General features: G+C 57.6%; 13 protein-coding genes. 6 read left to right on the top strand and 7 right to left on the bottom strand.

What is annotated here, in order from left to right; all coding sequences use genetic code 11:
• Positions 1-160 precede the first annotated feature (160 nt).
• Both ABIB18_RS04555 and ABIB18_RS04550 read left to right on the top strand, forming a co-directional pair.
• On the top strand, positions 161-484 hold the full coding sequence (locus ABIB18_RS04555) for a hypothetical protein (RefSeq protein WP_031376753.1): 324 nt from the start codon (positions 161-163) through the stop codon (positions 482-484).
• A 46-nt stretch (positions 485-530) separates the two neighbouring features.
• Positions 531-629 (top strand): YoaK family small membrane protein, encoded by a 99-nt coding sequence (locus tag ABIB18_RS04550; RefSeq protein WP_008925225.1) that lies wholly within the window; start codon positions 531-533, stop codon positions 627-629.
• A 3-nt stretch (positions 630-632) separates the two neighbouring features.
• On the opposite strand, the gene ABIB18_RS04545 is transcribed toward ABIB18_RS04550, so the two are convergent.
• Complete coding sequence (locus ABIB18_RS04545) at positions 633-899, bottom strand: DksA/TraR family C4-type zinc finger protein (protein WP_354473722.1); 267 nt, start codon at positions 897-899, stop codon at positions 633-635.
• A gap of 196 nt (positions 900-1095) precedes the next feature.
• Between ABIB18_RS04545 and aldA the strand changes: the two genes are divergently transcribed.
• Positions 1096-2532: an aldehyde dehydrogenase gene (aldA, locus tag ABIB18_RS04540; protein ID WP_279809833.1), complete on the top strand. Its 1437-nt coding sequence runs from the start codon at positions 1096-1098 to the stop codon at positions 2530-2532.
• Positions 2533-2567: 35 nt separating this feature from the next.
• Here the strand turns inward: aldA and ABIB18_RS04535 are convergent, their stop codons facing one another.
• The gene (locus ABIB18_RS04535) at positions 2568-3836 is read right to left on the bottom strand and encodes an MFS transporter (protein WP_069728350.1); all 1269 of its coding nucleotides are present in this window, start codon (positions 3834-3836) and stop codon (positions 2568-2570) included.
• Entirely contained in the window at positions 3833-5254 is a 1422-nt protein-coding gene (locus ABIB18_RS04530) for a M20 family metallopeptidase (RefSeq protein WP_354473721.1), read from the bottom strand. Before ABIB18_RS04530 ends, ABIB18_RS04535 begins: the two co-directional genes overlap by 4 nt.
• A 164-nt stretch (positions 5255-5418) precedes the next feature.
• On the opposite strand from ABIB18_RS04530, the gene ABIB18_RS04525 reads away from it, so the two are divergent.
• Entirely contained in the window at positions 5419-6339 is a 921-nt protein-coding gene (locus ABIB18_RS04525; protein WP_046288305.1) for a LysR family transcriptional regulator, read from the top strand.
• Positions 6340-6393: 54 nt separating this feature from the next.
• On the opposite strand, the gene ABIB18_RS04520 is transcribed toward ABIB18_RS04525, so the two are convergent.
• Entirely contained in the window at positions 6394-7989 is a 1596-nt protein-coding gene (locus ABIB18_RS04520; protein ID WP_089561583.1) for an ABC transporter substrate-binding protein, read from the bottom strand.
• Between the two features lie 127 nt (positions 7990-8116).
• On the opposite strand from ABIB18_RS04520, the gene pepT reads away from it, so the two are divergent.
• The gene (pepT, locus tag ABIB18_RS04515) at positions 8117-9343 is read left to right on the top strand and encodes a peptidase T (protein ID WP_031376757.1); all 1227 of its coding nucleotides are present in this window, start codon (positions 8117-8119) and stop codon (positions 9341-9343) included.
• Positions 9344-9379: 36 nt separating this feature from the next.
• On the opposite strand, the gene ABIB18_RS04510 is transcribed toward pepT, so the two are convergent.
• Together ABIB18_RS04510 and ABIB18_RS04505 are read right to left on the bottom strand one after the other, a co-directional pair.
• The gene (locus ABIB18_RS04510) at positions 9380-10156 is read right to left on the bottom strand and encodes a transporter substrate-binding domain-containing protein (RefSeq protein ID WP_031376758.1); all 777 of its coding nucleotides are present in this window, start codon (positions 10154-10156) and stop codon (positions 9380-9382) included.
• A gap of 85 nt (positions 10157-10241) precedes the next feature.
• Positions 10242-11408: a methionine aminotransferase gene (locus ABIB18_RS04505; protein ID WP_159222949.1), complete on the bottom strand. Its 1167-nt coding sequence runs from the start codon at positions 11406-11408 to the stop codon at positions 10242-10244.
• Positions 11409-11533: 125 nt separating this feature from the next.
• Here ABIB18_RS04505 and ABIB18_RS04500 point away from each other — a divergent pair, with 125 nt between their 5' ends.
• Positions 11534-12415, top strand: a complete 882-nt coding sequence (locus ABIB18_RS04500) for a LysR substrate-binding domain-containing protein (RefSeq protein ID WP_354473720.1) — start codon at positions 11534-11536, stop codon at positions 12413-12415.
• On the opposite strand, the gene ABIB18_RS04495 is transcribed toward ABIB18_RS04500, so the two are convergent.
• Positions 12373-14040, bottom strand: coding sequence for a methyl-accepting chemotaxis protein (locus ABIB18_RS04495; protein ID WP_354473719.1), 1668 nt, complete (start codon positions 14038-14040; stop codon positions 12373-12375). The two genes, ABIB18_RS04500 and ABIB18_RS04495, sit on opposite strands and share 43 nt — an antisense overlap.
• Positions 14041-14188 lie beyond the last annotated feature (148 nt).

The raw sequence follows: 14188 nt of genomic DNA, 5'->3' as shown, positions 1-14188 counted from the left end.
TTATTATTCTATGTTTTTTGTGTTTTTGCTGTGTGGCGCAGCACATTATCGATCTGGCTGCCATGCGCACGATCATTTTGGCAAAACAACAAAGAAGCCTTTCCTTACGGCGGCCAGGGTCGTATAAACTGGGGAAAATTGATCGAATTCAGGGATTGGGATGACGACTAAGTGGTTAACACTGTTTCTTTCACGTTCAGTCAGTCAGGTGATGCTGGATGACCTGCGGGCGATTCTGCCGGCCGAGGCGATAAAGGTATTTGTGAATGGGCTGGAGGATGCGCAGTACGCGACCCTTGAATGTATTCAGGCGGAACAGCACTGCGCGTTGATCGCCTCAGCGATTGTGGTGTGGCGTCAGCTGGGTCACATTCACCACATCGTGTTCAACAAGGGTGAACTGCTGCGTGAGGTGAATGACGCGACCCAGTTCCAGCTCTTTACCCTGCTGAAAACCCACCGCGCAGTCTTGCACCTGTCGTGATAAGATCGCCCGCCTTACACTCCCCTCTGTTTGCAGCAGGAAAATCATGAGAATTGGAATCCTCTTTCCTATCGCCATCATCGTGGCGGGCGTCGGCTTTCTGGCGTGGTTTATTGGCAGCGGTCTGGCGATGCCAGGGTCCTGACATCTAACGTAACTGGCTATCTTTACTGCCACGACGGTTATATAAACTGCTGCTCTGCTGCTGTTTGTCGATTTTCTCCTGACAGGAAACGCAGTAGCGCACGCCTTTCAGCGCCTTACGGCGCGCCTCGGGAATCGGTTCGCCACAGAGTTCACATTCGGTGGCGCTTTCGCCGTGGCCGATTGATTGCCGGACACGTTCGATGCCGTCGTTAACGGTGCTGTCGATCTGCTCCTGCACGGCGCCTTCAGACGCCCATCCGTTTGCCATGATGTCCCCCTCTTTTTACCTCTTCGCTCTGTTAAATCTACAACAATTTGCCGTTTTTGCCGTAAAACGCGCCGATATCTGTGATTGGTTGCCAGCCGCCTTACGCTGCTGGCAATCAGCTAAAGGTCGCTCCGCCGGATCTGCCTCACTCTTTAATTACATTATTGCAACGCACCGATAGCGGAGAGACCTGCGAATGACAACACATCATCAACATTACATTAATGGCGAGTTTGTCGCCGATCACAACGATAAGTGGATTGAGGTGATTAATCCGGCCACCGAAGCGCTGCTGTCGCGTATTCCGCAGGGCAGCGCCGCAGATGCACAACGCGCGATCCTCGCCGCCGAAGCGGCGCAGCCGCAGTGGGAAGCGTTGCCTGCGGTTGAACGTGGCGTCTGGCTGCACAAAATCGCCACGGCGATCCGCGCACGTGAACCGCAACTGACGGCCACCATTGTGGCTGAAGGTGGCAAAACCCAGGGGCTGGCGCAGACCGAAGTGCTGTTTACCGCGGATTACCTCGACTATATGGCTGAGTGGGCGCGACGCTATGAGGGTGAAATCATCAACAGCGATCGGCCAAACGAAAATATCTTCCTGTTTAAAAAGGCCATCGGCGTCACCACCGGCATTTTACCGTGGAACTTCCCGTTCTTCCTGATTGCACGCAAAGCGGCACCGGCACTGATTACCGGCAATACTATTGTGATCAAACCCAGCGAACTGACGCCAAATAACGCCGCGATATTCGCCGATATTTTACACACCCTGGGCCTGCCAGCCGGGGTGATCAATTTCGTTTATGGCTACGGTCCGGAAGTCGGACAGGAGCTGGCGGCGAATCCTAAGGTCGGCCTGGTCAGCCTGACCGGCAGCGTCGGTGCTGGCGTTGCCACCATGCAGGCTGCAGCGAAAAATGTGACCAAAGTGTCGCTGGAGCTGGGAGGGAAAGCCCCGGCGATTGTGATGGATGATGCTGATATCGACCTGGCGGTGCGGGCAATCGTCAGCTCAAGGATGATCAACAGCGGCCAGGTGTGTAACTGTGCGGAGCGCGTCTATGTGCAGGACGGCATTTACGATCGCTTTATCGCCGCGCTGACCGCCGCCTTCCGGCAGGTGAAACTGGGCGATCCGGCTCAGCACAGCGATATTGATATGGGACCGCTGATTAACGCCGCGGCCCTGCAGCGTGTCGAACAGAAAGTGGCCAATGCGGTTGCGGCTGGCGCAACGGTGGTACTGGGCGGCAAACGGGTCGGCGATCAGGGCTTCTTTTTTGAGCCGACGCTGATCACCGGGGTACGTCAGGAGATGGAGATCATGCAGGAGGAGATTTTTGGTCCGGTGTTGCCGGTGATGCGCTTCAAAACGCTGGACGAGGCGATCGCGCTGGCTAACGACTGCCAGTATGGCCTGACCTCTTCGCTCTATACCCGGGATATCAACACCACCATGAAGGCGCTGCGTCAGCTGAAGTTTGGCGAAACCTACGTTAACCGCGAAAACTTCGAGGCGATGCAGGGCTTTCATGCTGGCTGGCGTAAATCAGGCGTTGGCGGGGCCGACGGCAAACATGGGCTGGAAGAGTTCCTGCAGACCCACGTTGCCTATCTGCAGTTCAGCTAAGCCGGTAAAACGGGCCGCAGTGACGGCCCGTTTTGTTATCCCAGCCGCTTACTGCTGCGTAACAGCGCAATTCCACTCAGCACCGCGACGGCCATCAGGTAATAGCCCGGTGCCAGGCTGCTGCCAGTGACCTGGATCAGCAGGCTACAAATCAACGGTGCAAAGCCGCCGAATACCGTCACCGCCACGTTATAACTGATCGCCATGCCGCTGGCCCGGGTGGTGGCAGGAAACAGATCGGCCATCACCGACGGCACCGTCGAGAAGTAAACCGACTTCAGCAGCGCCATCCACGCCACCAGCAAAATCAGCGTGGTCGGTGTGGTGTGATCGATCATCGCTTTAAACGCCGGATAGATGGTGACCATCAGCAGTAACAGCGATCCCCACATCAGGGGCAATCGCCCTACACGCTCGGCCCACAATCCCATTATCGGGGTGACGACCGTCAGGATAATCCCGGCCACCAGGGTTGCGGTAAACGCCACCGAGCCCGATAAATGCAGCGTTTTGGTGGCATAGGTCGGGATGTAGTTCAGCATGTAGTTGATGGCGGTCGAAATGACCATCAGCCCAATCGCCAGGGTGATCAGCGCCTTCTGGCGGCCAAACAGAGTCTTCAGCGGCGCGGCATGTTTCTCCTGTGCGACGAAACTGGCGGGCTCGTGCACGTGGCGGCGAATATAGACCCCCAGCGGACCAATCAACAAGCCAAAGGCGAACGGGATGCGCCAGCCCCACGCCTGAATTTCACTTTCGCTGAGCCACTGCGTCAGGCCGAGGCCAAACGCCGACGCCATCAGCGTGCTGGCTCCCTGCGTGGCGAACTGCCAGCTGGCAATAAACGCCTTACGCTCCGGGAAATGCTCCACCAGAAAAGCGGTGGAACTGCCAAATTCGCCGCCGGCGGAGAAACCCTGAATCAGCCGCGCCAGGATGATCAGTAGCGGCGCGGCCAGTCCGATCGTGGCGTAACCCGGCATAAAGGTAATGATCGCCCCACCCAGCATCATCAGATTGATCGACAGCAGCAGCGCCTTTTTACGACCATGACGATCGGCGTAGTTTCCTAACACCAGCGCTCCCAGCGGACGGATGAGAAAGGCGATGCCGAAGCTGCCAAAGGTCAGCAGCAGTGAAACCGACGGATCGCTGACCGGAAAGAATGCGTGGGCGATGTAACTGGCGAAAAAGCCATAGACGGCGATATCAAACCACTCCAGCGCGTTACCGATACAGGTGGCAAACAGCGTTTTATGCAGGCTCGGCCTGAGCTGTGGACGGCTTTGCGCGATGCTGCTCATTGACCACTCTCCTGCCAGTTGCGGTGGCGGGCGAGCAGTTGCTGGCCCTCTTCACCCAGCTGCCAGAACAGCCGGGTCATGATCGCCAGTCCTTCGCGGGCAATCGAGGTCAGCATGTGTTCATTGACGCCGTGCTGGCCACAGGCCGGATAGGAGTGCGGCACCCACAGGGTTGGCAGACCAAGGATATCGGCAAACACCTCATTGGGCAGCGATCCGCCGAGGTTAGGCAGCAGCGCCGGTTTTTTGCCACTGCTGTGGGCCAGACTGTTGAGCGCCCACTCCACCAGCGGATCCTGCGGATTGAGCCGGGTGGCCGGCGAGCCACGCAGAAACTCTACGCTGACATTGTCGAAACCGTGCTGGCGCAGATGCTGGTCAACGTGCTGCACCAGGTTCTGCCAGTCGGTGCCGACCACAAAGCGCAGCTGACAGACTGCCGTGGCGCGACCGGGAATCGCATTCATCGGCTGCGCTGGGTTCCCGGTTTCAAACGCCAGGACTTCCAGCGTGTTCCAGCCATACAACCGTTCAGCCGCGGTTAAACCGGGTTCACCCCAGTTTTCAGCCAGCGCCGGATCGCCAGGCATGCCGCCGACGTCGATATCGCTGAGGATGTCGCGCACTGCCGGGGTCAGGGAGTCGGGTTTCAGCGCCGCCACCTGCAACACGCCCTGCGCATTTACCAGACATGCCAGCGCATTCGCCAGCTGGGTGCCGGGGTTGCTTAACAGCCCGCCCCAGTTACCTGAGTGGTAGGCGTTATCGCGCGCGGTAATGGTCAGGCGAAAGTTGGCCGCGCCGCGTGAACCGAGGAACAGTGTCGGCCGCACGGCGTTGAGCCGCGGGCCGTCTGAAGCGATAAACAGATCGGCCGCCAGCAGCGCCTGCTGCTGCTGACAAATCTGCGCCAGCCCCGGCGAGCTGATCTCTTCACCCATCTCAAACAGAATTTTGCAGTTAAAGCCCAGCCTGCCGCCCCGCGCCGCCATCACCTGTTCCAGCGCCGCCAGGTTGATACAGTGCTGGCCTTTGTTGTCTGCGCTGCCACGGCCATACCAGCGATCGCCTTCCGCAGTCAGCTGCCACGGTGACAGTCCGGGACGCCAGTTCTCCTCATCGCCATACACCACATCGCCATGCCCGTAACAGAGCAGCGTCGGCTGCGTCGGGTCCTCGATACGCACCGCAATCAGAAACGGCGGACTGCCCGGCTGGGGATTATCGAAAGGATGCAGCGTAAAACCCAGCGCCTCAAGCTGCGGTCCAATCTCAGCCTGCAGATAGTGTTGCAGCCCGGCCTGACGCTGCGGATGCTGACTCTCCGTTACACAGGCGATGCGTCGGGCCAGCAGTTGCTGAAACGCCCCGCTGTCGAAATAGTTCATCGCCTGGTCTACCACCTGTTGCTCTGTCATGTTTGCCCTGTTTGTTTTTTTTAATCGTCAGTTATCTTTGACAAACTTCGGCCTTTGCCACAATTATCAATTTATCGAGTTAGCTTTGCTTTTAAAGCAACAAAGGTCTGCCCGATCCTGAGGCATGCCCCTTTTTAATGCGTCCCTGTGGCGGAGGAGTCTCCATGTTGAGCAGTGAAATCCGCTATTTTCTGGCGGTGGTGAATTGCGGATCGCTCAGCGCCGCCAGTGAACAGCTGTTTGTCGCGGTATCGGCCATCAGCCGTCAGATTCAGCGGCTGGAGGCGCAGGTGGGCGTGCCGCTGTTTGAGCGGCATGCGCGCGGAATGGTGCTGAATGAAGCTGGTGAAATTTTTGCGCATCATGTGCGCAAGAGTCAGCTGGATATGGAATATGCGCTGGCGGAGATTAAGGGACTGAAAGCGGTGCGCCGCACCCGGATCCGTATCGCCTGTACCGATGGCATGGCGTTCAGCCTGCTGCCGGGCCTGCTGTCCGATTTTCGGCAGGCGAATCCTGGCGTGCTGTTTGCCCTGAATGTGACCCACTCGCAGGGCGTGGCCGAAGCGGTGCGGGCTGGTGAATGCGACGTTGCGTTGCAGTTCAGCCTGCATCCGGAGCGCAGTGTTGAAGTGCTCGGCTCATGGCCCGCGCCGGTGCTGCTGGCGATGCATCAGAGTCACCCGCTGGCGTCACGCCAGGTTACGCTGGCCGATCTGCCACGCTGGCCGCTGGCACTGCCGGGCCAGCACACCACGGTGCGGCAACTGTTTGATCTCTCCTGTCAGATGAGCGGTTGCGTGGTCGAGCCGGTGCTGACCTGCGATTACTTCGCCACGCTGTATCATTTTTTGCTGCGCACGCCGCAGGCGGTGACGATTTGTAGCGCCTTTACCCTGCTGTTTGAACACCAGGCACAGAACCTGGTGCTGCGGTCGATGGGCGTCGATCAGCTCAGCCAGCGGACGCTGCAACTGCAGACGGTGTCGGGTCGTCAGCGCACCGCTGCGCTGACGCTGTTTGTGGAGTTTTTACAGCAGCGGTTAACTGAAATCGATCAGCAACTGCGTGGGATCGGCGGCTGAGGCCGTAACGCCCCCACTGGCGGGCGTTACGTTGCAGAGCCGGGCCGTAGCTTCTTACTGTTTGATATCGACCTGGTAGAAAATGTGTTTGCCAAACGGATCAACCTGATAGCCGCTGACCGATTTGCGCACCGGCTCAAAAATGGTCGAGTGGGCAATCATCACTGCCGGCATTTGATCGTGCATTATCTGCTGCGCCTGCAGATACATCGCGGTGCGCTTGCCCTGATCCGGTTCGGCGCGGGCGGCGGTGATTAACTTCTCAAACGGCTGATAGCACCATTTTGACGAGTTCGATCCGCCCTGCGCCGAGGTGCAGCTGTAGAGCGGGCCAAAGAAGTTGTCCGGGTCGCCGGTGGCGGTGGTCCAGCCCATTAATGCCGCCTGATGCTCACCGCTGCGGACCCGTTTCAGGTATTCGCCCCACTCATAGCTGACAATATTGGCTTTAATACCGACTTTCGCCCAGTCTGACTGGATCATCTCGGCCATGCGGCGGGCATTGGGATTGTAGGGCCGCTGCACCGGCATCGCCCACAGCGCAATCTCGGTACCCGGTTTGACCCCGGCCTGTTGCAGTAACGCTTTGGCTTTTTCCGGATCATAGTCGTAATCTTTCAGATCTTTGTCGGCGCTCCAGACGCCCGGCGGCAGAATGTTTTTTGCTACCGTGCCGGTACCTTTAAAAATCGCCTCGATGATCGCCGGTTTGTTGATCGCCATCGCCAGTGCCTGACGGACTTCCACCTTGTCGGTTGGCGCTTTGGTGGTATTAAACGCCAGGAAACCGGTATTCAGCCCGGCTTTCTGTTCCAGGGTGATATCCGGGTTGGCGCGCATTTTTTCCAGATCGGCCGGATTGGGGAACGGCATCACCTGGCATTCGTTCTTCTCCAGCTTGGCATAACGCACCGAGGCATCCGGAGTGATGCTGAACACCAGCCGATCCAGCTTTGCCTTGCCCTGCCAGTATTGTGGAAAGGCCTTGTAGAGAATGCGTGAGTCCTTCTGGTACTGCACCAGCTCAAACGGCCCGGTGCCGATAGGGTTCATGTCGACCTTCTCCGGCGTACCGGCTTTCAGCATGCTATCGGCATATTCAGCCGAATGAATCGAGGCAAAGTACCAGCCAAGATCGGCCAGAAACGGCGCTTCCGGGTGCGACAGCGTGAAGCGCACCGTATGGTCATCCACCCGTTCAATCTGTTTAATCAGTGTCGACAGCTCCAGGCTTTCGAAGTTGGAATAGGTGCCGCCCGAGACGTTGTGGTAGGGATTTTTCGGGTCCATCTGGCGCATAAAAGAGAAGATGACATCGTCTGCGTTGAAGTCGCGCGTCGGTTTAAACTGTTTGTTGCTCTGGAATTTGACGTTTTTACGCAGATGGAAGGTATAAACCGTGCCGTCGGGGCTGATCTCCCAGCTTTCCGCCAGGCTGGGGACCAGTTCAGTAGTACCGGCCTTAAAGTCCACCAGGCGGTTAAATACCGGCACCGCGCTGGCGTCTACGCTGGTGCCCGAGGTATAGAGTTGCGGGTTGAAATTCTCTGGCGATCCCTCTGAGCAGTAGACCAGCGTTTTGGCGTTCACGCTGGCCGCCAGCGTCATCCCAGCCGTAACAAGCGCTAAGGTGGCTATCTTCATTTTCATTATCATCCTCGCTTTGTATTGACTTCCGGTGATCAGAATACCTAAATGAATCATTCAGATGCTTCATTGATAGCACGATTCGGCACCATAGCGAACCCTGCCCGTGGCTGACTAATAAGGAATAGTGATGACCGACAAACTTGAGACGCAACTTACCGAGCGCTTTTTCCGTTACCTCGCCGTCAGCAGTCAGAGTGATGCGAAATCGACCACTCTGCCCAGTACCCCGAGCCAGCACGCGATGGCGGAACTGCTGGCGGCCGAGCTGCGTGCGCTGGGGCTGGAACAGGTGGTGATTGACCAGCATGCGACGGTAACGGCGGTGAAACCGGGTAATCGTCCCGCTGCGCCGCGTATCGGCTTTATCACCCATATCGATACCGTTGACGTCGGTCTGTCACCCGATATCAAACCGCAGATTCTGCGCTGGGAGGATCAGGATCTCTGCCTGAATGCCGACCAGGATATCTGGCTACGCCGCGATCAGCATCCGGAGATCGCTCCCTATATCGGTCAGCAGGTGATTTTCAGCGACGGTACCAGCGTACTGGGCGCTGATAACAAAGCGGCAGTGACGGTGGTAATGACGCTGATGGAGAACCTTAACGGCGACCACGGCGATATCGTGGTGGCGTTTGTGCCCGATGAAGAGATTGGCCTGCGCGGAGCCAAAGCGCTCGATCTGGAAACGCGATTTAATGTGGACTTCGCCTGGACCATCGACTGCTGCGAACTGGGCGAAGTGGTGTATGAGAACTTCAATGGTGCCGCCGCCGAAATCCGCTTTACCGGCGTACCGGCGCATCCGATGTCGGGTAAAGGGGTGCTGGTTAACCCGCTGCTGATGGCGCATGACTACATCAGCCAGTTTGATCGTCAGCAGACCCCGGAACAGACCGAGGGCCGTGAAGGCTATATCTGGTTCAATGAGATCCAGGCCAACGCCAGCCAGGCGATCCTGAAAGCTTCTATCCGTGATTTTGATCTGGCCAGTTTTGCCGAGCGTAAGCAGCAACTACAGCAGCAGGCGCAGGCAATTGCTTCCCGCTACCCGACCGGCAAGGTTGAGATCACCATTACCGATATCTACAGCAATATCAGCAATGCGCTGGGCGAGGATCGTCGGGCGATCGACCTGATTTTCAAAGCGTTCCGCGCGCTGGATATCGAACCAAAGGTGATTCCGATGCGGGGCGGCACTGACGGTGCAGCGCTGTCGGCTAAGGGCTTACTGACGCCGAACTTTTTCACCGGTGCGCATAACTTCCATTCTCGCTTTGAGTTCTTACCGCTGCCGTCGTTTGTGAAATCCTATCAGGTGGCGGAAAAACTCTGCTACCTGGCAGCGGAATAACGATTAAATCGGGCGCAGCACGCGCCCGATTGTCAGTTATGGCTTCACGCTGACATCAATGCCCGGGAAATATTTCTCAGCCAGCTTCTTCACGGTGCCATCGGTCTGCACTTTGGCGATCGCCGTATCCAGCGACTGTTTGAGCTGCGTATCATCTTTACGCAGGCCAAAGCCGATACCCGACCCGAGAATCGCATCATCCTCGACCGGCTTACCGATAAAGCCGAAGCCTTTACCCTGTGGTTTGTCGAGGAAGCCCGACTGACCGGCGGCTGACATCACCAATGTACCGTCCAGACGCCCGGCGACCATGTCGTTATAGACCTGGTTCTGATCCTGATACGAGGTCACGGTAACGCCCTGCGACTCCCAGTGTTTTTTGGCGTAGGTTTCCTGAATCGATCCCTGCAATACCCCGATATTTTTGCCCTTCAGCGCGTCGGCCGTGGGTGCCAGTTTCTGGCCGGTTTTCGCCACCAGCATGGTCGGAATACGGTAGATCGGCTGGGTGAAGCCGATGCTTTTCGCCCGCGCTTCGGTGATGTTCATCGCCGAGTTGATCGCATCGAACTTCTTCGCCTGCAGCGCCGGGATCAGCGCGTCGAAGCTGCTCTCCACCCAGTGGCAGTTAAACTTACCGGCCTGGCAGATCGCGTTACCCAGTTCGATATCAAAACCTTCCAGTTCCCCCTGAGCGTTGCGGCTTTCAAACGGCGGATACTGTGACTCCAGGCCATAACGTAAATCCTGCGCCAGCGCCGATACCGACGTCATCATGCCGAGTGCCAGAAACAGTGCGTTGCGTTTTTTCATCATTTACCCCGAAATTATTGTTTTTAACCGATCGCTGCCCTGCTTTACCGTGCGTCAGTCGGGCAACCTTGCGTCCGCCAGCCGCTTACTGCCGGAACGCCGACAGCGCAGCGGCGCCAGCCTCTAATGTTGCCTCGTCTTTGGCAAAGGAAAGACGGATCAGTTTGTTGTCGGTGCCATCCATATAAAACGCCGACAGCGGGATGGTCGCCACCCCGTGATCGACGATAAGACGTTTTACCATCTCGCTGTCCGGTTCGTCACTGAAATGTCCGTAGCTGGCCAGCATAAAGAACGAGCCGGCGCACGGCAGCAGCTTAAACGGTGAATCCTGCATCAGCGCAATCAGCCGATCGCGCTTTTGCTGGTAGAAAGATGACAGTGACAGATAGTGTTGCGGCGTCTGCAGATAATGGGCGAATCCCACCTGCATCGGCGTATCTGCGGCGTACATCATAAACTGATGCACTTTCACCAGCTCGGTCATCAGTTCCGCCGGTGCCAGGCAGTAACCCACCCGCCAGCCGGTGACGTGGAAGGTTTTGCCAAACGAAGAGACGATGACGCTGCGCGCCGCCAGCTCCGGATGGGTCGCCATGCCGCAGTGCGGACGGCCATCAAACAGAATATGTTCATACACCTCGTCGGATAACACCACGATGTCAGTGTTGCGGGTCAGGGCCGCCAGCTGATTGAGATCGTCCGGCGTCAGCACCTGGGCACTGGGGTTATGCGGCGTATTGATGATGATCATCCGGGTACGCGGCGTAATGGCGGCGCGCAACTGCTGCCAGTCGATGGCGAAAGCCGGCACCTGCAGCTTCAGGCCAATCGGCTTGCCGCCCTGTAACCGGACCACCGGTGCGTAGCTGTCGAATGCCGGTTCAAAGAAAATGACCTCATCCCCCGGATGCACCAGCGCGGAAATTGCCATGTAAATGCCCTGACTGGCGCTGCCGGTGATCAGCACTTCACTGGCCGGATCGTATTTCTGGCCGTAGAGCGATTCGACCTTACTGGCTAAAACTTCCCGTAGTGCCGGCAAGCCGGTCATCGACGCGTACTGGTTATGGCCGTCGCGCATCGCCTGGCTGACACTTTCAACCAGCAACGGATCGCAGGGGAAATTCGGTGCGCCCTGCGACAGATTGATCGCCTGATGCTGCGCCGAAAGCTGTCCGATAACGCTGAAAATGGTGGTGCCGACATCGGGCAACTTCGAGGTGACTGCGACAGGCGTTTTCAGGGACATGTTCTCTCCGTCAGTGACATAGCGTGCTGAATGCAATTAAGGGCTATTCAACGGGCTGTGACTTGAGTCGGCAAGCGAAATGTCGTCATAATAGCCATGATTAAAATGCATAGCTGAGGTGCTCTGTGTCACGTACAACCCTGCCGCTCAATGCGATTCACGCTTTTCTGGTGACGGCCCGTCACCTTAATCTGACCCATGCGGCCCGGGAACTGTGCATTACCCAGGGCGCAGTCAGCCGCAAAATTGCTGCGCTGGAGCACTGGCTCGGCCTGACGCTGTTTGATCGACACGCCCGTGGTTTGCGTCTGACACCGCAGGGCGCGGCGCTGCTGCCAGAACTGCGTCAGGGCTATGAACTGATGGCGCAGGCCAGCGAAAAAGCGCGTCGCACTCAGGCCAGTATCCGCCTGAAAGCGCCGACCTGTGCGATGCGCTGGCTGGTGCCGCGCCTGGTGACACTGGAGCAGCTGCGGCCAGAACTGCACGTGGCGCTCACTACCACGCTGGATCACGCCACACAGCTCGACAATTTTGATGCTGCCATCGTCTATGGCAAACCGCGTACTGACGCACTGACGCTGTTTGAAGAGTCGCTGACGCCGGTAATGGCTACCGGGCAGCCGATCCCCGCGTCGCCGCAAAAGCTGGCGGGCATGACTTTTCTGCATCCCACCGACGATATGCGCGACTGGCAATGCTGGCTGAAAGGGCAAGGCGTGGCGGTTACGATGCAACGCAACCAGCACTTTGCCACCATGGACCTGGCGATTAGCGCAGCGATTCAGGGTTTTGGCGTGGCGATTGCTGACAGCAATCTGGTGGAGAGTGATATTGCCAGCGGCAGGCTGATTAAACCGTTCGCTGGCGAGGTAAAAACCGGGGCGACCTACAGCTTACTGCAGCGATCGCCCCCCGATGCGCCACCGTTGCTGGCGGCGCTGGTGGCGTGGCTGAGTCAGGATCAGAACGTTACCCAGTCACCGTTGTCAGCTGGCGTAGCCTGACCACCCGCCTGGCCTGGTGCTTTTGGCGCGTTCGGCTTGACAGGTGCAGCCGGCGAGATTGCTGTCCCCTTGCCGGAGAGGCGGAACTTCGCCACTGAGGCCTGTAACGCTTCGGTCTGCAACGCCAGCGCGTTGGCGGCGGCAGAGACTTCTTCGACCAGTGAGGCGTTTTGCTGGGTCACGCTATCCATTTCGGTCACCGCTGCGCCGACCTGGGAGATGCCTTTACTCTGCTCTTCCGATGCGGCAGCAATCTGCTTCATGATCGCGTCGACATCCTGCACCGATTTCAGAATATTATTCATAGTGCCGCCGGTGGTGCCCACCAGCTCCGCTCCTTTTCCGACCCGCTGAACGGAATCTTCAATCAGGGTGGCAATCTCTTTGGCGGCGTTGGCGCTGCGCTGGGCCAGATTACGCACTTCAGAGGCCACCACAGCAAAACCGCGTCCCTGTTCACCGGCGCGAGCGGCTTCAACCGCCGCGTTCAGCGCCAGGATGTTGGTCTGGAAGGCGATACCATTAATCACATTAGTGATCTCAGCAATTTTCTTCGAACTTCCGGAAATCCCGTTCATGGTGCTGACCACTTCACTCACCAGCTGGCCGCCCTGTTGCGCGGTGGTGGTGGCGGTTTCAGCCAGCAGGCTGGCCTGACGCGCATTGTCGGCGTTAAATTTCACCGTGGCGGTCAGCTGCTCCATACTGGCAGCGGTCTGCTCCAGCGCGGCCGCCTGCTCTTCAGTACGCGAAGAGAGATCGTTGTTACCGGCCGAAATCTCTGCGGCACCGCGCGAGATATTCTCGGTACCGCTGCGGATCGCGCTCACCGCTTCACGCAAACTCTCCTGCATCGCGCTCAGCAACGGTACCAGTTTACCGACGCAGTTGCGGCCAAAGTCCGCCACCGGCTGACTCAGATCGCCGGTAGCGATAGTGGCGAAATGGTTGCGGATGGTTTCCAGCGGCCGCACCAGCATCGCCACCAGGTAGCGATCGGTAAACAGCAGAATAAGCAGGCCGATAATTACCGTCACGGTGATAATCATCCTGGTCAGTGCGGTTAAGCGGTCAACTTCAACCCGGGTATGATCGAGGATCAGCGCGGCCCCCTGATTGAATTTTTCGGCGCTGGCACCAAATGCCCGACTGAGCTGCGGCGTCACATTGTTGGCCTGCTGACGATAGGCGTCCGCTGAATCCTGTCGGGCCAGCCGCAGCTGCGGCGTCACACCTTCATCCAGCAATTTCTGCCAGCTCTGAATCACGCTGTCGACCATGTCCGGATTCATCGGACCCGGAGCCAGCTGTTTAAAAGCCGCCAGCTGCTGGGTCATGTTATCCAGCGCCTGCTGAACCGGCGCATAAGCGTCGTCGGTTAGCGTTTTGCCACCGGCTTTGCTGTCCATCACACGCGACAGCCGGGTAATAACCCGGAAATATTGGTCGTTGCCTTTACTCAGCACCGTCATTTGCTCTACCAGATGGCGGTCAACATCATTCCCTTCGCTCAGCGCGCCAAGAGAATGAATGCTGAATAGCCCGACTCCGCTCCAGAGTAAGCAGAACAGGCCCAGAATAGTGAGCATCACAGCGCGAATGGTGAAATTTTTGAGCATTCCCATACAAAAATCCTATACACGTTGACCCGTAAGTATCGGGCATAGGAGATCTATCGGCAGCGAATAGTGAAGATGTAACACTTTTGTTAGCTATAGTTTTACAGCGTCATTAGTGGGAGCCGGTGGGAATTAGTTGTATATTCAATGGAGT

The sequence above is a fragment of the Pantoea sp. UYEF8 genome, assembly GCF_040546285.1.
Taxonomy (GTDB): Bacteria; Pseudomonadota; Gammaproteobacteria; order Enterobacterales; family Enterobacteriaceae; genus Pantoea; species Pantoea brenneri.
The sequence above is the reverse complement of the archived record's forward strand: the minus strand, read 5'-3'. Positions and strand labels throughout refer to the sequence as shown.